The sequence below is a fragment of the Vibrio genomosp. F10 str. 9ZD137 genome (assembly GCF_049974785.1).
In the GTDB taxonomy this organism is placed as follows: domain Bacteria; phylum Pseudomonadota; class Gammaproteobacteria; order Enterobacterales; family Vibrionaceae; genus Vibrio.
The window spans coordinates 1-19,266 of record NZ_JBNGCJ010000256.1; the positions used below are offsets into that span (position 1 = coordinate 1).

The following is a 19,266-nucleotide window of genomic DNA, read 5'->3' on the forward strand; positions in this document are numbered from 1 at the left end:
TAGGTGAGCGCGCTCCTCCATATTCAAGGAAGCGGTCTTAAAGAAGTTAAAGGTCAATAATTCCACTCGGTTTTTAACCTAACGAATTACTTGCTTAACGCTTTAAACGCTTCACTTCGGTGGGGCGTTTAAAGCGTGTGACAAATTCTTCAAATAATACGCGTTGTCTAATGCGAAGGTGAAACATGAATCAATACAGTGACATCATAGCGCTGTGGGTCGTCATCGAATCAGAAACATGGCTTTAGAAATAGACTCTTTCTAGGTGTGTTCAATGGCTTCGATACGTCTCTTATCCATTTCAGTTCGGATCTCTTTGCCATTAAAACCATCTGAAATAATATCTTGAACATTGACACTTAACGCCGCTTTATAAGCGGATTCAAAAATAGCCTTTTGAGGGTAGTCAATGTCTTCAAACCCTGTTCTTCCTCGGCTATCAGCCATGCAGCACAGTAAAATGTCATTGAGCCTTTCTGGCTTGCGCCATACATCAAATTTATTGAGTATTTTAAGCTTGGTACTGGCTTTTAATTCATCGGCTCGATGAATGTTGGAATGCTGTTCACAGACAAGTACAGCCAATTCTTTAAACTCATTGGGTACACGAACTCGGTTACAGAGTGTTTTGATCAGTTTGATACCGGTATGGCAGTGCATTTTATGGCTAGGCCACTCTTTTTCTGGTGTTATTCCTTTACCTAAATCATGTACTTGCGAAGCAAAGCGCACCGGTAATGAAGGGGAAAGGAGCGCCGCTTGTTGGGCCACCATCAAAGTATGTATTCCGGTGTCTATTTCTGGGTGCCACTTTTCTGGTTGTGGTACACCAAATAGGCGAGATATTTCAGGAATGACAACGTTCAAAGCGCCACATTCTTGTAAGACGGAAAGAAACTCCTGAGGATCATTGGTCGACAATGATTTATGCCACTCTTGCCAAACGCGTTCCGCGGTTAGCTGTTCCAGTTCACCAGAGGCGCTGATGGTTTTCATCAGTGCCATGGTTTCAGGAGCAATGGAGAAATCAAGGTGTTTTAGTTTTGCGGCAAAACGAGCCACACGAAGTACTCTGAGAGGATCTTCAGTAAAGGCATCAGAGACGTGACGTAAGATCCGCTGATCTAAATCTTTTTGCCCGCCGTAAGGGTCGATGTAGTTGCCTTGCTTATCTTGCGCAATGGCGTTGATGGTTAGGTCTCGTCGAAGGAGATCCTCTTCTAAAGTGACGTCAGCAGAGAAATAACACTCGAAGCCTTTGTAGCCAGCGCCTGTTTTTCGCTCTGTACGAGCAAGAGCATGCTCTTGTTTGGTTTTTGGGTGGAGAAACACAGGGAAGTCTTTTCCAACGGCGCTAAACCCTTGAGCGAGCATTTCATTAGGGCTACTGCCCACGACAACCCAGTCTTTGTCATAGACATCGATATTGAGTAATTGGTCGCGGACAGCGCCACCGACTAAGTATACTTGCACGTTAAACCCTTAAATGTTTTGTTTGCCATTGGCGTTTACTGTGAGTGATGGTACTTTCTTAACCCACTAATTTATAGAGATGAGAATGATGTATCACGACTTTTTTTCTTTTAGCCAACCGCCATTCTCCATTGTTCCCAATTCTCGTTATCTATTTTTAAGCCAACGCCACAAAGAAGCCATTCAGCACTTAGAGGCGGGGCTGGGCGAAGGTGGTGGATTTGCTATGCTCACCGGAGAGGTTGGTACAGGCAAAACCACGGTCGCAAAAGTGATGCTCGCCAACCTAGGCATTGAGACAAAAGCGGGGCTTATTCTTAATCCTACGTTCTCGGATGTTGAACTTCTCGAAGCGATTTGTGATGAATTTTCGGTCCCATACCCTAATGCGGCCTCTTTGAAGCAATTGAGCCAAGCCATTTACCAGTTTTTACTGGCTAACCATGCGCAAGGTATTCAAACCTTGCTGGTGATTGATGAAGCTCAGCATTTGGCAGCCGATGTATTAGAGCAACTTCGCTTATTGACTAACCTCGAAACGGACAGTCATAAATTGCTCAAAGTATTGTTGATTGGCCAACCAGAACTTCAGGAAAAACTGAAAGTTCCTCAACTGCGTCAACTGGCACAAAGAATTACAGGTCGCTATCACTTGCTGCCTTTAACGGTCAAAGAAGGCGTTAAGTATATACAGTTTCGTCTTGAAACTGCTGGAGGCGATAGCTCACTGTTTCCGACCAACGGAATGAAGTACATTTCAGTTCAAACGCAAGGGATCCCAAGACTGATCAACCTGGTGTGTGATGCGGCGTTGAAGTCCGCGTATCAGTCGGGAATCAAGCAGCTCAATCTGTCTCTTATTCAGCAGGCTTGTAACAACGTCATGCTATTTCAGCCTTCTTTTGCAGTCACTGACCCAATACCCTCTGTGAGCCGTTATCGTCCCGTTATGATCAGTTTAACCCTTGGTATTATCGCTTCTTTGGGTATTTATTGGTGGGCGCCTCATGATTTAGATAAGCTGATAGATAATGAGTTTGCAACGGAATCTGTTGTTATTACGCCCCCAAAAATAACTCGGGAAGTTTTCTCACCTAACTTAGAGCAACTGCTTATGCAGTCATCAAGCTTAGAGCAAAGTATTGCAGACTTGTATCAGGTGTGGGGATACCAAGCGAGTGTGCTCGATCAACTGTGCATGCCCTCTGAATCGGCGTTTCGACTTTTTAACTGCGAATATAAAGACGGTGTTTGGGAGGACTTACTCGCCTTGAATATGCCTGCTGTGCTTCATTTAGATATAGGACTAAACGGAAGCTATGCAGTTCTTTATCGGGCACATAATGATGACACTATTGAGCTGTTATTCAACGATCAAAGAGTACGTTTCGATCAGCGTTGGCTTAAATCAATTTGGACTGGAAGGTATCATTATGTTTGGCGATCAGAATTTCAGCAATTGTTAAAAAAAGGCATGTCGGGTGAACCTATTTCTCAGCTGGATAGCAAACTGTCTGCATTGCTAGGTGAGAGCGCGAGTAACTCATCAAGTTTCGATGAAGGTTTAGAAAGAAAAGTAAAAGTGTTTCAACGCTGGCAGGGTATAGAAGTGGATGGTATTGCAGGGAAACAAACTTTAAAAGTACTGGAGTTACTGACTCAAGAAAGCGCCCCTTCATTGCAAACGTCAACGGCTAAAGAGTTGAGCTCGGTTGCTTTAAAACGTTCAATGATTCGCACTGCGATGATTGACACTTCGATGCTTCGTTTAGCGAAAGCTAAGTCTGAAGCCGTCATACCTAGTCGATTAGCACTAAAAGAGAATCACTGATGTCTGAGATATTAAAAGCACTGAAAATTTCAGAACAAAATCATCAACGATATGAAGCTTTGCCCAGCCACAAACAGAGTGCTTCCTCTGCTTCACCACCAAGGGTATCAAGACTGATGGTCGTGACGAGTTTTATTCTGCCAGTGGCGCTAACGGCGACTTGGCTTGGTTATAGCGCTTACCACAATCAAAACCCGAAGAGTTCGTCAGAGATTCAGGTCATTCCTGACATTATTGAGGTTGAAAGTGGCTATACGGTATTGCCTAACTTACCGATTAAAACCTTAAAAACCACCTACCGCTCAGAGGAGAAAATCTCCGCCGTAGAAACGATACAGACCTTTCCTAGGGGTGAAGAAGGTGCGAATGCAGAAACAAGTAATACAAGAATCGTGGGGCATGCCACGCATGAAGAGAAAGCGGAAGAGACAGATGCTTTAGCTCTTGAGCGTTTGTCTGAACTCGACTTAAGTCAGTTTTCACCCGAGATCGCATTTAGAGTGCAGTCTATGTTGTCGAATGAAAAGGGGGGCTCTCCGTCCACAGAGGCTTTTAATGCCAATACCCAAGATACTTCAAGTCAGGACCTGAGTATCAGTTCCGTTAAATTGGTACAAAGTGGCGCTGACTTTCAAGGGTTGCTACCTGCGATGAACTTTCAAACTCATGTTTACTCAAGTAAAGTCGACAAACGCTGGGTTAAGATCAATGGTAGTGAATTTGTTGAGGGCGATAAGATAAACGACTTAGTGACTCTTGTTGAGATAAAGCAGCGATATTGCATGATCAACTATGAAGGTCAGTTGATTGAAATTCCTGCCCTGTACGACTGGAAAGGCTAGCTGAATAGGTTTGATAACTCTTTAAGTGGCAGTTAGCCATTCTCAATCAGTATATTAACGGCTGTTGAGAAAGCACTGCGATTAAAAAATAATGCGATTAAAAAAGGTCACTGATGTGACCTTTCTATAAATGTTGCGTGGATTCACTATGAACTTAGTTCAAATCAATTAAGCCCAGCCGTTTGGTGATTTCTTACGACGAGGGATAATGTGCGGAAGTAGCAAGCCAAATAGCAACCCCCCGCCTGCGACACCACCACCATACATAAAGTATTTAAGTAGTAGGTCTTCTTTTTGTGTATCGATACGAGCGCGCAGTTCACGAACTTCGGTTTGAGAAGCCGTCAGTTGTTTACTGATATCACTGTAATTTTGTTCAAGTTCAGAAATTTGTTGATTACGCACTTCAAGAGAGTCAATCAGTCCTGCTTTTTCGCTATCAGCATTATCTCGAGCGTTGGAAAGTTGAGCTTTAACCGTGGTCAGTTCTTTTTCAAGTCTAGGCAAACGCATCGCCATACTTTCTTGGCGTGTGACAAATCGAGTTTCAACCCAACCTTTGCGGCCTTTCGAATCAAGAATTTCGCTGTATCCGGTATCTTTATTGGATGAGAGGAGTTTCACTTTATCACCAGCATCTATACTGCCAATAATACGAAACTGATTATTGGGTCCTGAGTGCATGTAAGTAAACAGTTTATCAGCGATGTAGCGGTCTTGAGCAAAAGCTGCGGGGATGGCCATTAGAGAGACCAAAACCATGCAAATCAGTTTTTTCACAGTAAATCCTTTAACAATCTAGATGATATTAATATTTCTATTGAACAGATAGTATGAATTTTCGCTGGGCCATGCAACAAAGAAGGGAGGCAAAGCCTCCCTTTCTGTGCGTTTGAGTCAATAATGACGTTACGCTTACAAATCAAAAACTCAGAAATTAAATAAACATGGCTTGGATTGCATAGAAGAAGACTACTGCCAGCAATGCACCCGCTGGAAGGGTAACAATCCAAGAAGCGACAATATTACGAACTACGCCTAAGTTTAGTGCGCCTATACCGCGTGCAAAACCGACACCTAATACGGCACCAACAAGCGTTTGCGTAGTCGAAATCGGTAGGCCTGTTCCTGATGCAAGAACAACCGTACAGGCTGTCGCCAATTGAGCGGCAAAACCTCGGCTTGGTGTTAGCTCTGTAATACCAGTACCTACGGTTGCCATAACCCGACGTCCAAGGGTTGCAAGGCCAATAACAATGCCGAAACCGCCGAGAGGAAGAATCCACCATGCGATCTGAGTCTTTCCTGTGATTTCACCCATGTGTTGAACCGTCGAAACAACCGCAGAAAGAGGCCCGATGGCGTTAGCTACATCGTTTGAGCCGTGTGCAAATGCCATCGCACAAGCGGTGATAACCATCAACACGGTGAAGATACCTTCCACACCAGCAAAGCCATGATCGTCTTCGCGGTTTGCAAATTTCTTTTGAATATAAAGGTAGCCACCCACCATGATGAGTGCAGAAAAACCAGCTGACCACATCCAAGCCTCACTATTACTTAGATGTAACCCAACGTGTTTTAAGCCCTTTTTGATGGTAACCAACGCAATCACCATTGTTGTGATGAACATATACACAGGAACAAATCGTTTGGCGTTAAAGAGTGGATTCTCTGTATCAAAAATCAGTCGCTGCGCGCTGACAAAAATCATGTAAGCAAAGAAGCCAGATATGAGTGGGGTGATGAGCCAACTACCCACGATACCTTGTACAGAACCCCAGTCGACGGCTTCTGTGCCCACAGAGACACAAGCAAAACCAATGATGGCGCCTATGATTGAGTGAGTGGTTGAAACAGGCCAGCCCATGTAAGACGCGACCAATAGCCAGGTGCCAGCTGCCAGTAGAGCAGATAGCATACCGAAAACTAAAACATCAGGTTGATGAGCAAATAAATCTGTATCGATTACGCCTTTGCGAATCGTATCGGTTACTTCACCGCCAGCAAGGTAAGCCCCTGCAAATTCAAAGATCATAGCAATGATGATTGCTTGTTTCACTGTAAGTGCTTTTGAGCCTACAGAGGTGCCCATTGCATTCGCAACGTCATTTGCACCAATACCAATAGCCATTAGTAGACCAAAAGCTGCTGCAATAATAATTAGAAGCGTGCCGTGGTTAGCAATGATATCCATCGTAATACCTAGTTGTTTAATAACAAGCGGAACAAAATTTAGACGCGACAAACCCATCAGCGATGAAAATACTCATCGCCTAATTTGTCGTGTTTAATTTAGCTCTTCGTTAAAGGGTTACTTGTGATTTAAGAGCGAGAAAGCATAACTTCAAGACGCGCACCTACACGCTGTGCTTGATCGGCAATGCCACCAACCCACTCTAGAATCTTGTATAAGAACATAACGTCAATTGGGTTATATTCCGATTCAACGGCCATTAACTGCTGGCGAAGCTGAACCTGAATGGTATCAGTATCGTCTTCAATCAAATCAAGTTGATTAATCATTTCTGCAACAAGCGTCACTTCACGGCCCTTAAAGCCTGTCTCTAACAGTTCATCCAACTCATTAATTACTTTCTGAGCTTGATTGGCTGCATCGAGACAACGTTTAACATAAACGATGAAATTCTCTTGAAGAGTTTCAGGAATCACCAAACGACGACCGTAAACTCGGCCAGAAATGTCTTTGGCTAAATTGGCAAGCTTGTCTTGTTGAGTCAAAAGCTCAAGCATGTCGGTACGATCGACAGGCATAAACAAACCGCGAGGAAGTTTGAGGCGAATTTCACGCTTTAGCACATCAGCTTCTTTCTCTAAATGAGAAATTTGAGCACGAATTTCTGCTGCTTTTTCCCAATCACCTTTTGAAGAAACTTCAAAAAAGTTAACCAGATGAGAGCAACACTCATTAACGCACACTACGTGGCGCTGCAAAGGCTTAATAGGGGACTTTGCAAATAACCCCATTATCGTATTTACTGGCATGGCCATTCAACCTGTTAAATATAACCTAAAAAGAACATACACCATTTCATGGCGAAATGTTGAACGATGGCTATAAAGGCGCGCATGTTACCCCATTAAATCACTCATTAAAACTGTTTTAGATCATCATTAAGGTGATATTTCTTTCTTGCCCAGTAACGATATTGGCAATATCCTGTTGATATCTGCTTTGAAAGGTACAGTTATGGAAACCGAGATAGAACTGAAGTTTTTTGTTTCACCCGAATTTTCAGAAATCTTAAGAGAAAAGATCGCTGACATGAAAGTGCTTCAGCACAGTAGCCGAGAGTTAGGAAATACCTATTTTGATACGCCAGATCATTGGTTACGTCAGCATGATACCGGCTTACGCATTCGACGTTTTGATGATGTTTTTATTCAAACGGTAAAAACAGCAGGTCGTGTTGTTGCAGGGTTGCACCAACGACCGGAATTTAACGCTGAGCATACTTGTAACTCGCCACTACTTTCATTGCACCCTCAAGATATTTGGCCCCCACAGCGTGACGTAGATACGTTACAGGAACAGCTTATCCCTCTTTTTTCCACCAATTTTAACCGAGAGCAATGGCTCATTGGCATGGCCGATGGCAGCCAAGTAGAAGTCGCGTTTGATCAAGGTGACGTGGTTTCTGGTGACAAGCACGATCCTATTTGTGAAGTCGAATTTGAATTGAAATCAGGGCAAACAGATGCTCTTTTTACCTTAGCTCGTCAATTTAGTGAGCATGGTGGTATGCGCCTGGGAAATTTGAGCAAAGCCGCTCGAGGTTACCGATTGGCGTTGGGGTATACAGCCGATGAAGTGAAGCCTCTTTCTTTAGTTGAAACGAATCGCACTGACAGTGTTGAGTCTTGCTTTGTAAATTCGTTAGAGCATGCATTATCCCATTGGCATTACCACGAGCAAATATACTCAGAACGCGAATCTATTCAGGCGCTGCATGAAATTCGCCATTCATTAAGCTTTATACGTCAGACACTGACTATTTATGGAGGCATTGTTCCTAGACGCGCCAGTGCCATTTTGCGACAAGAATTGAAATGGTTAGAGCAAGAGTTAGATTGGTTAAAGCAATATGATTACCTCGATGATTTATTAGAAGACAAAGGCCATGTACTTAGAAAATTAGAAGCGCGTAAGTTTCTCGTGTTTGAGCTGCAAGAAGTTCAAAATTCGTTGCCAACTCGAGAGGATGTGATGACATTGCTCTCTTCAGCCCGCTACACGGGAATTTTACTCGATTTAAGTCGGTGGATTTTAACCCGAGGCTGGCAACCGTTTCTTGATGATAAAGCGCGTGACCAAATGTCACACTCAATCTCTCCATTCTCTATCAAGCAATTAGACAGAACTTGGGCTGAGTTGATTGAAGCTTTTCCTCCTGAGCGAGCATTAACCAGCTTAGAATATATTGAACAGCAGTATCGATTGATGCGTAATCTTTATACAGGGGTTGGCTTTGCCAGCCTTTATGACGCGGATGAACGCAACAGTTTCCGCCTCCCTTGGGCAGATCTAATGCAAGGTATTGATGATCTTCTGATGCTGAAACCATTAGAGCGATTGGTTGATAAGCTTGAAGGCGATGAAAAAGAGCAACTTCAACGTTGGTTGGGTCGTCAAGAAACGTCAATTTTGCATGCCATGGAGCAAACCCGTTTAATCAGTGTCGAGGCTGAACCATACTGGCAACATTAGGCAGAGTTGCAGACGGCAAAAAACATACAATAGAGTGCAGAAGTGCTCTATTTTTTTGCTTAAATAGATCAACGGTTCTAACTGGTTCAGAGCTTATGGAGCTGTGCTGAATCGTTTCGTGCTAATGGCTGGTGTTATCTGAGTCTTTGGTGTTATCGAGTGGCGCAGATTGTTCAAGTTTCTCTAGCCGCCGAATAATGATTTGTTGCTGTAAGACGATCTCTTCTAATAGTCGGTGCTTGTTTTCTTGTTGTTGAGCTTGCTCTTTCGAGGGGGAGGTGATCATTGAGGTAATTAAGCCTGATATCATACCAAATAACCCTACACCACAGATGATCAATACCGCAGCCACGATCTTTCCTGCTTCTGTCACTGGGAAGTGATCACCATAGCCCACGGTGGAAATGGTCACGAGCGCCCACCACAAAGCATCACTGCCTGACTGAATGTTAGCGGTCGGCTCTTTGCCTTCAATAAACAGCATGACACTCGAACCTATCGTCAGTAAAAACACTAATAGCAATAAAATTGAGGCTAAGGTTGTTTCTTTTCGATCAGAAAATAACTGACTAAAGACATATCTTCCCGATCGAATGACCAAGATAATACGAAGGATCGAGAACAGACGAGCGTACCGAAGTGGTTCAATCATTGGTAGGCTAGCAAGGAAATCAATCCAGTGCGTTTTCATGAATTGCACTCGGTCTGTGGATCGGATCAAATCAATCGAAAGTTGCAGAATGAAAATACTACAGATTAAAGTGTCCAAGCCGATAAGTACTTGACGAGTTTCAGGATTGATCGGCATAAACAATAAGCCCGAGATCACAAATAGCGCCATAAAAGACAGTATCAGTGATAATAAGCTCATGGGTCTTGTATCGTTTTTGATATCATCTTTATTCATACGAGGCTCGAAATAAATTAGCAACTAGGGCTGATGCGTTAGTTGAAAGCAATGCACTTAATATACATGAGTCTATTGAAGATTTTTATCCTATATTGAGTGCGACGTTATGCAAAATATCAATAATAATCGTGGAGAACGGACAATGGCTAGTATGGTATTCAAACCATGGGAGCGGGTAATTACCAATACTCGTTTAGTTCCAAAGATGATTTTACTCATGGTGATCAGCACGGTGTTGATCGTTTGCAAACAGTTGTGGGATGCAAGTACGTTTCATAATGCTCTTTTAGTCGCCACATCAAGCGCAGACGTTGCCCAACAACATTACGAAGCTTATTTGGTTCAGGTTGTGTGGCAAACGGTTATCATGATTGCCTTCTTTATTGTCATATTGCTGGCTGCCGCTCGAATTATGCTGCGCCAAACACAGTATTTGAATGATTCGATCAAGCAGATGGCCAACAAAGATCTCTCGATAGAAATCGCGATGGATTGTAAAGATGAATATGGCGATGTTGCACGCGAATTGGAAATTACCCGTCGACAATTGCAAGACATGATTAAAACACAAGTCGAGTCCTCACAAGAGCTTTCAGCACTGACTGAAGTGATGACACTGAGCATGTCTGAGACAAAAGAGTCAACGCAAGAAGAGTTCAATGAGATTGATCAACTCGCGACGGCAATGAGCGAAATGAGTTCAACGGTTCAGACGGTTGCTGATCATGCACAAAATGCATCTGCGCTAACAGAAAGTGCCTCCGAACAAGCTCAAACGGGTCAGCGCTTTGTACAAGACAGTGTGACAAAAATGAGTGTATTGGCAAAAGACATCAGCGCTTCTGCTGAAGCCGTGAACCAAGTCGAAAATAGTGTGGACGCGATTGGTAGCGTGGTTGGCACAATTCAAGGTATTTCAGAACAAACCAATCTATTAGCATTGAATGCCGCGATTGAAGCCGCACGTGCTGGCGAAGCCGGTCGCGGTTTTGCTGTTGTTGCGGATGAGGTTCGAAACTTAGCCCAGCGAACCCAACAAGCAACGGTTGAAATTCAAGAAATGATCAGTCAATTGCAAAGCAGTGCTACCTCAGCGGTAGAGTTAATGGAAAAAAGTGTGGTCGAAGCGGCGGAAGGTGTCGAATTGGTGACCAATGCAGGCACTGAGCTTGACGGTATTGTTAGCCAAGTAACGCAGATTAATGATATGAATTTCCAAATCGCGACCGCAGCAGGCCAGCAGAGCAGTGTGGCAGGTGAAATGGATCAAAATCTAACCAATGTTAGAGAGCTAGTTGAAGCCTCGGTACTTGTTATCGGCGAGTTACTGGAAACGTCTGAAATCATGCAAAATAATGCCGAAGAGTTAGACCATAAAATAGCATCATTCAAAGTCTAAACTCACGTTCTGATGATAAAAACGTTCACTAAGTCTAGTGGGCGTTTTTTTATGGCATAAGTTTGCTATAACTGTGTTTGGTATAATGAGTTTTTGTAGAATGCACCCAAGATCAGTACAAGGAAGAATCATGTCGTTGCCCCCTTCACTTATTTCAATTTCAGATTCTGTATTTGAAACACTAATGACTAATAAAACCTTTGAGCTATGGCCCAAAGAGCGACTTGATGAACTGAGAATCATAGCAGGATTGAGCCAGTTTATTGCTGATGCTCTGCCACGAGATGAAGGGTTAATTCAAGCCTTGCCACAGATGCTCGAAGATAAGTCGCGATACGCTAATTATCGTGAAAACCTGAGGCAACGATTATCGCAATGCAGCGATGAAGCGGCTGGGCATCGAGTGCTGAGGAAATTTAGAAACAGTGAAATGACGTACATTGCTTGGCGGGATTTTTTGGCTTCTTGGTCACTTGAAGAGAGCCTAAAACACCTGTCTGAGCTAGCGGAAGCGATGATCTTTGAAACTTATCAATGGCAATATCAGGTTTGTTGCAATGAATGGGGAACACCTTGCAATAGCGAAGGGGTTGCTCAACCGATGCTGATCATCGGTATGGGTAAACTTGGGGGTGGAGAGCTTAACTTTTCCTCTGATATTGATTTGATATTCACTTATCCAGAAAACGGAGAAACCCAAGGGGCGAGGCGAAGCATTGCTAATGCTCAATTCTTTACTCGTTTGGGGCAAAGAATCATTAAAGCGCTTGATCAACATACCTTCGATGGTTTTTGCTATCGGGTTGATATGCGGCTTCGTCCTTTTGGAGAAAGTGGCCCATTGGTCATGAGTTACGCAGCACTTGAAGATTATTATCAAGAGCAAGGGCGAGATTGGGAACGTTATGCAATGATCAAAGCAAGGGTCATGGGCAGTGAAATGTACCCAGAATATCAAGAGCTAAGACAGATGTTACGGCCATTCGTGTTTCGTCGTTACATCGATTTCAGTGCGATTCAGTCATTGCGCAGAATGAAATCGATGATCAGCAGTGAAGTGAGACGCCGTGGACTGACAAACAACATTAAGCTTGGCGCTGGTGGTATCAGGGAAATCGAGTTTATCGCTCAAGTCTTCCAGCTCATTCGTGGTGGGCGAGAGCCTAGTTTGCGCGGTCGAGGCTTGTTAGAAACACTGCAAGCTATTAAAGAGCTAGCGCTGCTTGAAGAAAAAGAGGTGAATGGATTATCGGATGCTTATCTATTCTTGCGTCGAACAGAGAACTTGCTTCAAGCCATGGGAGATAAGCAAACTCAAACCTTGCCCGATTCAGATATTGATCAGTTAAAACTAGCGACGGCAATGGATTTTGCTAGTTACCCGTTATTAACGCAAGAGATTTCGTTACACATGTCGAATGTGCATGAGGTATTTGAAAATCTCATTGGCCAAGACGAAGAGCAATGCGATGTGGTCGCTGGGCATTTTCATGAACTTTGGGATATGGCCGCCGAACAAGATGTGGTTGAAAGCATTTTGCAAAGTGACTTAGCCCAACAAGAGGCCGAAATTCTTGCTAAAACGATTTATCAGTACAAGAAAGACTTGGCGAAGAAAACGCTCGGACCGAGAGGCAGAGAGGTATTAAATCGATTAATGCCGAAAGTGTTTTCTAGTGTTTTTTCTCATAAAGATGCCCGATTTGGTCTTTCTCGAGTGCTGCATTTGTTGCATAAAATTGTTACTCGGACAACGTATTTAGAATTACTCGATGAGCACCCAGCGGCTCTGACACAATTGGTTCGCCTGTGTACTGCAAGCCCTATGATTTCAGAGCAACTTGGGCGCTACCCAATCTTACTTGATGAGTTGATTGATCCACAGCAGTTGTACAACCCTGTGGAATTGGATTCATACAAAACCGAATTAAGAGATTACTTAGCCCGTATCCCAGAAGATGATATGGAGCAGCAAATGGAAGCGTTGCGCCAATTTAAACAAATTTGTATTTTGCGTATCGCGGCGGGGGATATCGCCGGTGTCTTACCCGTTACTGAAGTGAGTGACCATTTAACGTATTTGGCTGAAGCTATCGTGGCGGCTGTGATCAATCAAGCATGGCAGCAAATGGTGGAGAAGTTTGGTGCTCCAACTCACGTCCAAGACCGTGACGGAAAAGGTTTTGCGGTCATAGGCTATGGAAAAGTGGGAGGATGGGAGCTTGGCTACAATTCGGATCTTGATATTGTCTTTATGCATGATTGCCCAGTCAACGTGTATACCGATGGCAAGAAGGAAATCGATGGAAGGCAGTTCTATCTTCGCCTTGCTCAGCGAATCATCCACATTTTTTCTACCAGAACGGCATCTGGCATTTTATATGAAGCGGATACTCGATTACGCCCATCTGGGGTTTCTGGCCTTTTGGTGAGTCCAGCAGAAGCATTTGACGAATATCAGTACAACGATGCCTGGACCTGGGAGCATCAAGCCCTTGTGCGTGCAAGGATGATCTATGGGGATGTGCCTCTTCATCAAGCGTTTGCAAAAACCCGGCAAGATATTTTGTGTTTGCCTCGTGAGAAAGAGACACTGAAGAAAGAGGTCGCGGACATGCGTGTGAAAATGCGCGATCATCTTGGTGGTAAAAAAGCGGGGCGATTTATGCTTAAGCAAGATCCCGGTGGAATCACGGATGTTGAATTCTTAGCGCAATATTTGGTTCTTAATTACAGCCATGAAAAACCTAAGCTTTCTCGTTGGTCGGACAATATTCGTTTGTTTGAATCCATGATCGCTCAAGGTGTGATGGACGAGTCACAAGCGATGGGGTTAATCAAGGCATATACCGAAATGCGCGACCAAATACATCACCGTAATCTACTGAACTTGGAGGCGGATGTGGCAGAAGATAAGTTTACTCAAGAGCGTGAAGTTGTTATTCAAGCCTGGAAACAGTGGCTCGAATAAAGATGGGGATGGCATTGAGAGTCGGTACAAATATGAGCCGAGAGTTTAGTGATAAAAAACCTTGTGTTAAACTCGGCTCAGTTACGAATTTTGGAGATCCACAATGAAACCAATCCTACCTGATTACAACGATTCAGGCGTTCTTATCATCGGCGATGTGATGCTTGATCGTTACTGGTATGGTCCAACCGGGCGCATTTCACCTGAAGCGCCTGTTCCTGTGGTGAAAGTCGAGAACAATGAAGAGCGTCCTGGTGGCGCGGCTAACGTAGCCATGAATATTGCTTCATTGGGCGGTCATGCTCACATTATTGGCTTAACCGGTAAAGATGAACCCGCTCAAGTATTAAAAAACACTTTAAGCTCACTGAAAGTAAAATGTGATTTTGTCGAGCTTGAAGAGTACCCAACCATTACTAAATTGCGGGTAATGAGCCGTGGTCAGCAATTAATTCGCCTAGATTTCGAAGATAAATTTGAAAACACAGATCCCGACTTAGTGTTGAAGCGCATGGAGCAAGCGTTACCCAATGTACGCTCTGTGATCCTGTCAGATTACGCTAAAGGTGCGTTGGAACACGTTCAGACCTTTATTCAAAAAGCGCGCGCTGCCAATGTTCCTGTTTTTATTGACCCGAAAGGGGCAGATTTTGAACGTTACCGTGGTGCAACACTACTGACGCCAAATATGGCCGAATTTGAATTGGTTGCCGGTCGTGTGAAGTCGGAAGAAGAGCTTGTCGAAAAAGGCCTTGCACTGATCGAAGAGTTTGATTTTGAGGCACTGCTCGTTACTCGTAGTGAGCATGGAATGACACTGCTGCGTAAAGGTCAAGACCCGTTTCATTTGCCAACGCTAGCCAAAGAAGTGTATGACGTGACTGGCGCTGGTGACACCGTTATTTCTGTACTCGCAGCTTCAGTTGCAGCAGGTAAGCCTTTGGATGAAGCTTGTGCGTTGGCTAATGCTGCCGCGGGTGTAGTCGTTGGGAAATTAGGGACATCGACACTTTCTATTATTGAGTTGGCGGAAGCGATTCATGGTAGTCAAGATACGGATTATGGGGTGATCACTGAGGCTGCGCTGATAGAAGCGGTAAAACGTGCGCGAGCGAAAGGTGAAAAAGTGGTCATGACTAACGGCTGTTTCGATATCTTGCATGCGGGGCATGTTTCTTATATGAACCACGCTGCGGAATTAGGTGATCGTTTGATTGTTGCGGTCAATACGGATGAATCTGTTAAACGCCTAAAAGGCCCTAGCCGACCAATTAACCCGACTGATCGCCGTATGGCGGTGTTAGCTGGGTTAGGTGCGGTTGATTGGGTTGTTCCATTCAGCGAAGATACACCTCAGCGATTAATCTCGGAAGTCCTACCAAGTTTATTGGTAAAGGGTGGCGATTATAAGCCGGAAGATATTGCTGGTGGTGCAGAAGTCATTGCGGCGGGTGGAGAGGTCAAAGTGCTGAATTTCGAAGATGGCTGTTCAACTACTGAAATCATTGATGCGATTAAAGGTGGGCGTGGCTAATCGAATATGCTGTCCTTTTGACGGTTAAGCTTTTCCACTCAATAAAAAACCGCTGATAAACAGCGGTTTTTTTTAACTTATAAGAAACCTAGATCTATGAATAAACTAGGTTGAAGGTTTTAGCCCTGCATTGACGTCCATGACATCTTGTTCACTTAGCGTACCGACTGCTTGGCGCAGTTGAAGAACGCTGATGATGTAGTTGTAACGAGCGTCTGATAAGTTTCTGTTCGCATCGTAGAGACGACGTGTTGAGTCAAGCACATCAACAATCGTACGTGTACCCACATCAAAACCCGCTTCTGTTGCTTCTAATGCGGAGGTTGCCGATACTACCGTTTGCTCATACGCTCGAAGTGCACCGATTGAAGCGCTGATGTTGTTGTTAAATGCGCGAACATTTTTGACAACGCTACGATATGTCGCTTCTAAATCTTGGCTTGCTGCGACGTAAGCAAATTCTGCTTGCTTGGTTTGAGAGGTAACATTACCACCCGTGTACAAGGGTACAGAAAGGTTTACACCAATGTTGAAGTCGTTATTACTACTATAAGGAGGAGCGTAATCATCACTAGAGTCGTTAGCGTAATTATAGCCACCATCTAAGGTAATAGAAGGTAAGTGGCCAGAACTGGCTAGAGAAATATTATCTCTTGCTACATCTTGTGAGATACGCGCAGTCAATAAGCTTAGGTTCTTCTGCTCAGCTTCTTCAACCAACGCTTTCACTGGTGTTTCAGTTTTGCTTGCTGAAAAACGCTCGGTATCTAGAACGTTAAGATTTGAGTGCTCTCTCCCTGTGATTTCTCGTAGGTTTTCATAGCTATTAATGAGGTCGTTTTCTGCGAGGACCTCGTCAGCAAGAACACCATCGTATTGAGCTTGGGCATCATGAACATCGGTAATGGCTGATAGGCCCACTTCAAAACGCTGTTTTGTCTGCTCTAATTGACGACCCACGGCGGCTTTTTCAGCGCGAACAAATTCAAGATTGTCTTGAGCACGCAGTACTTCGAAATAAGCGGAAGAAACACGAAGAATCAGGCCTTGCTGCTCGGCTGCGTATGCGGAATCTGCACGACGGGCTGTTTTCTCGGCGGTATCGAGCGTCACCCAGCTTGAACGATTGTAAAGTGATTGAGAAAAATTCACCCCAGCGCTCAGTTTATCACTTTCTCTACCATCTTGATTACTACGATTAACGTTATAACCCGCAGTTAAATTGATTTGAGGAAGCAAACTACTGCGGCTTGACGTCACCGCTTCAAAAGCAGCATCACGTTGTGCAGCAGCACCTAAAAGTTGTGGGTCATTTTCTTTTGCGTGATTGTAAATGTCAGCAAAGGTATCAGCGAATGCAGAGGTACTCATGGCGCCAAGTGCCGCACTGATGAATACAGGTAGCAGTTTTTTCATTGTGTTCATTCCTGCCTAGAATATAAAGAGGGTATCTAAAGCAAAGTCTACCCTAAAGTGATGGTAATTTACTCGAATTTTTGCATATTTTTACAGATTGCTGTCAGGCGACTCAATATTGATAATCTTAACTAAAATAAATTTATAAATATCATACGAATATTTGATAACTATCCTTGGTGCTTAGAGGCAACTCTAGGTAAAATGATGACGACGACAATATAGAGGTGCTTAGATGCAAGACTCAAACAGGTCACTGACTCGCTTTACTCCTAGTGATGTAAAGCTGTTATCAAAAAAAACGGTCTTTAGCGGTTTTTTTAAAATGATTAAATACCAGTTTAGTCATCGACTTTTCGATGGTGGTTGGAGTGAACCCATCGAACGAGAGATGTTTGAGCGTGGGCACGCCGTCGCTGTGTTACCTTATGATCCCACGACCGATCAAGTTGTCATCGTCGAGCAAATTCGTGTCGGCGCTCTTGAACATCGTTCTCCTTGGCAATTAGAAATAGTCGCGGGGATTATTGATGAGGGTGAAACGGCCGAAGATGTGGCTCGTCGAGAGATGCTTGAAGAAGCGGGTGTTGAAGTGGGTCAATTGGAAAAAATTACCGCATTTTATCCATCCTCGGGTGGCTGCTCTGAAAAATTAGACGTTTTTGTTGGTGAAGTCGATGCATCAAAAGCGTTTGGTACACATGGCCTTGAACATGAAGGTGAAGATATTCGCGTGCATGTGATGTCTCGAGAAGAGGCGTATCAAGGCGTACAGTCGGGAATGTTTGAAAATGGTGCATCTATTATTGCTCTTCAATGGCTGGAGCTTAATCACCGAGATATTGTCTCCAAGTGGCGATCAAAATGATCAATAAAACGTATCATGTTGATCTCGCAGAGTTGATGCGTGTGTATGAGACTAACTATGCGAAACTCAATGCGCTGTTGCCAATTGATGCAAAGGTTGGTGATATTCGTTGTTATAAAGCCGCAGCAATGACGTATCAATTGCAAGTGTGTGAGGTCACAAAGTACACAACTTTAGTGGATGTTTGTCAGAGTGATGACGTTCCAATATTTCCATTACCTAAAATGTCTGTCAGGCTATATCACGATGCCCGAGTAGCAGAAGTTTTTTCTAGTGAGCATTTTGGGCGAGTAAAACCACGTTATGATTATCCAAACACTAGAATGATGCAAAAAGATGAGAAAGCACAAATCAATCGTTTTTTAGGAGATTGGCTGACATTTTGCCTGAAACAAGGCATTAGCCAAGATCCCATTAATATTAATCATTAGTCATGTAAATTTTCAGGTTTTGATTTTGAAATTGTCCCCTAGTCCAGCAGAAGTTTCACCGATTAAGCTGCTACAAATTACCGATACTCATTTGTTTGCGCCTGCGGACGGTGACCTTCTAAGCGTAAATACCTTAGACAGTTTTCAGGCTGTGGTCTCTATGATTCAAGATTCTGGTGTTAACTTTGATTCTATTTTGGCGACGGGAGATATTTCTCAAGATCATAGTGTCGAGTCATACCAGCGTTTTGCCGAGGGGATTGCGCCACTCAAACAGCCTTGTTATTGGTTGCCTGGTAATCATGATTATCAGCCGAATATGGGCACAGTATTTCCTTCCCCTCAAATTCAGCATATAGAGCACTTATACATAGGTGAGCATTGGCAAGTGATCATGCTTGACTCTCAAGTTGTTGGAATGCCTCATGGGCGCTTGAGTGATCGGCAACTGGATTTATTGGATGAAAAATTGAGTGCTAACCCTAATCGTCATACCTTAGTGTTGTTGCATCATCATCCGATTCTAGTGGGCAGTGCTTGGCTAGATCAGCATACGTTGAAAGACAGTGAATTGCTCTGGCAGGTACTTGATAGGCACAGTAATGTTAAAGCCATCTTGTGTGGCCATGTTCATCAGGATATGGATCGAGAGTTCAACGGTGTACGCGTTATGGCGACACCATCAACGTGCATTCAGTTTAAACCTAACTCCGATGAATTCGCTTTAGATAAGCGTGCTCCTGGGTGGAGAGAGCTTGACCTGTACGATGATGGGCAATTGGTGACTCAAGTGCAGCGTTTGCCTAATGATCGATTCTTTCCCGATTTCACTGCTGGCGGTTATTAACGATGCCTTCATCTA

The 19,266-nt window shown here is 43.8% G+C and carries 15 protein-coding genes; 9 read left to right on the plus strand and 6 right to left on the minus strand.

Translation table 11 applies throughout. The features are described from left to right. Nucleotides 1-261: 261 nt before the first annotated feature. Nucleotides 262-1,473 (minus strand): multifunctional CCA addition/repair protein, encoded by a 1,212-nt coding sequence (locus ACP45E_RS04145; protein ID WP_017035556.1) that lies wholly within the window; start codon nucleotides 1,471-1,473, stop codon nucleotides 262-264. Nucleotides 1,474-1,561: 88 nt separating this feature from the next. On the opposite strand from ACP45E_RS04145, the gene ACP45E_RS04150 reads away from it, so the two are divergent. Together ACP45E_RS04150 and ACP45E_RS04155 are read left to right on the plus strand one after the other, a co-directional pair. Then, nucleotides 1,562-3,304, plus strand: coding sequence for an ExeA family protein (locus ACP45E_RS04150; RefSeq protein WP_241824265.1), 1,743 nt, complete (start codon nucleotides 1,562-1,564; stop codon nucleotides 3,302-3,304). Next, nucleotides 3,304-4,146, plus strand: coding sequence for a general secretion pathway protein GspB (locus ACP45E_RS04155; protein WP_017039098.1), 843 nt, complete (start codon nucleotides 3,304-3,306; stop codon nucleotides 4,144-4,146). Before ACP45E_RS04150 ends, ACP45E_RS04155 begins: the two co-directional genes overlap by 1 nt. 168 nt (nucleotides 4,147-4,314) lie before the next feature. Here ACP45E_RS04155 and ACP45E_RS04160 read toward each other — a convergent pair whose 3' ends face one another. From ACP45E_RS04160 to ACP45E_RS04170, 3 genes are all read right to left on the minus strand, one after another. Beyond that, nucleotides 4,315-4,926 carry a TIGR04211 family SH3 domain-containing protein gene (locus tag ACP45E_RS04160; protein ID WP_017035553.1) on the minus strand — a complete coding sequence of 204 codons (612 nt, stop codon included), beginning with the start codon at nucleotides 4,924-4,926 and terminating at the stop codon, nucleotides 4,315-4,317. A gap of 157 nt (nucleotides 4,927-5,083) precedes the next feature. Further along, nucleotides 5,084-6,343 (minus strand): inorganic phosphate transporter, encoded by a 1,260-nt coding sequence (locus ACP45E_RS04165; protein WP_026026786.1) that lies wholly within the window; start codon nucleotides 6,341-6,343, stop codon nucleotides 5,084-5,086. Nucleotides 6,344-6,471: 128 nt separating this feature from the next. Then, complete coding sequence (locus ACP45E_RS04170) at nucleotides 6,472-7,152, minus strand: TIGR00153 family protein (protein ID WP_026026785.1); 681 nt, start codon at nucleotides 7,150-7,152, stop codon at nucleotides 6,472-6,474. A 205-nt stretch (nucleotides 7,153-7,357) separates the two neighbouring features. Here ACP45E_RS04170 and ACP45E_RS04175 point away from each other — a divergent pair, with 205 nt between their 5' ends. Further along, the gene (locus ACP45E_RS04175; RefSeq protein ID WP_017035550.1) at nucleotides 7,358-8,875 is read left to right on the plus strand and encodes an inorganic triphosphatase; all 1,518 of its coding nucleotides are present in this window, start codon (nucleotides 7,358-7,360) and stop codon (nucleotides 8,873-8,875) included. 121 nt (nucleotides 8,876-8,996) lie between these two features. Here ACP45E_RS04175 and ACP45E_RS04180 read toward each other — a convergent pair whose 3' ends face one another. Beyond that, entirely contained in the window at nucleotides 8,997-9,782 is a 786-nt protein-coding gene (locus tag ACP45E_RS04180; RefSeq protein ID WP_017039096.1) for a potassium channel family protein, read from the minus strand. A 145-nt stretch (nucleotides 9,783-9,927) separates the two neighbouring features. Between ACP45E_RS04180 and ACP45E_RS04185 the strand changes: the two genes are divergently transcribed. The 3 genes from ACP45E_RS04185 to hldE all read left to right on the plus strand — a co-directional run bounded on the left by ACP45E_RS04185 (nucleotide 9,928) and on the right by hldE (nucleotide 15,689). After that, nucleotides 9,928-11,184, plus strand: a complete 1,257-nt coding sequence (locus tag ACP45E_RS04185) for a methyl-accepting chemotaxis protein (protein WP_026026784.1) — start codon at nucleotides 9,928-9,930, stop codon at nucleotides 11,182-11,184. A gap of 130 nt (nucleotides 11,185-11,314) precedes the next feature. Further along, complete coding sequence (gene glnE / locus ACP45E_RS04190; protein ID WP_017039095.1) at nucleotides 11,315-14,155, plus strand: bifunctional [glutamate--ammonia ligase]-adenylyl-L-tyrosine phosphorylase/[glutamate--ammonia-ligase] adenylyltransferase; 2,841 nt, start codon at nucleotides 11,315-11,317, stop codon at nucleotides 14,153-14,155. A 103-nt stretch (nucleotides 14,156-14,258) separates the two neighbouring features. Then, on the plus strand, nucleotides 14,259-15,689 hold the full coding sequence (gene hldE, locus ACP45E_RS04195; protein WP_017035546.1) for a bifunctional D-glycero-beta-D-manno-heptose-7-phosphate kinase/D-glycero-beta-D-manno-heptose 1-phosphate adenylyltransferase HldE: 1,431 nt from the start codon (nucleotides 14,259-14,261) through the stop codon (nucleotides 15,687-15,689). A gap of 105 nt (nucleotides 15,690-15,794) precedes the next feature. On the opposite strand, the gene tolC is transcribed toward hldE, so the two are convergent. After that, entirely contained in the window at nucleotides 15,795-17,105 is a 1,311-nt protein-coding gene (tolC, locus tag ACP45E_RS04200; protein ID WP_017039094.1) for an outer membrane channel protein TolC, read from the minus strand. A gap of 235 nt (nucleotides 17,106-17,340) precedes the next feature. Here tolC and nudF point away from each other — a divergent pair, with 235 nt between their 5' ends. Genes nudF through cpdA form a run of 3 tightly spaced genes read left to right on the plus strand, consistent with a single transcriptional unit; the run spans nucleotide 17,341 to nucleotide 19,251 of the window. Beyond that, nucleotides 17,341-17,973 (plus strand): ADP-ribose diphosphatase, encoded by a 633-nt coding sequence (gene nudF / locus ACP45E_RS04205; protein WP_017039093.1) that lies wholly within the window; start codon nucleotides 17,341-17,343, stop codon nucleotides 17,971-17,973. Beyond that, complete coding sequence (locus tag ACP45E_RS04210; protein ID WP_017035543.1) at nucleotides 17,970-18,404, plus strand: DUF1249 family protein; 435 nt, start codon at nucleotides 17,970-17,972, stop codon at nucleotides 18,402-18,404. The genes nudF and ACP45E_RS04210 overlap by 4 nt, the downstream gene beginning before the upstream one ends. Before the next feature lie 25 nt (nucleotides 18,405-18,429). Next, on the plus strand, nucleotides 18,430-19,251 hold the full coding sequence (gene cpdA / locus ACP45E_RS04215; RefSeq protein WP_026026783.1) for a 3',5'-cyclic-AMP phosphodiesterase: 822 nt from the start codon (nucleotides 18,430-18,432) through the stop codon (nucleotides 19,249-19,251). The last annotated feature ends 15 nt before the right edge of the window (nucleotides 19,252-19,266 follow it).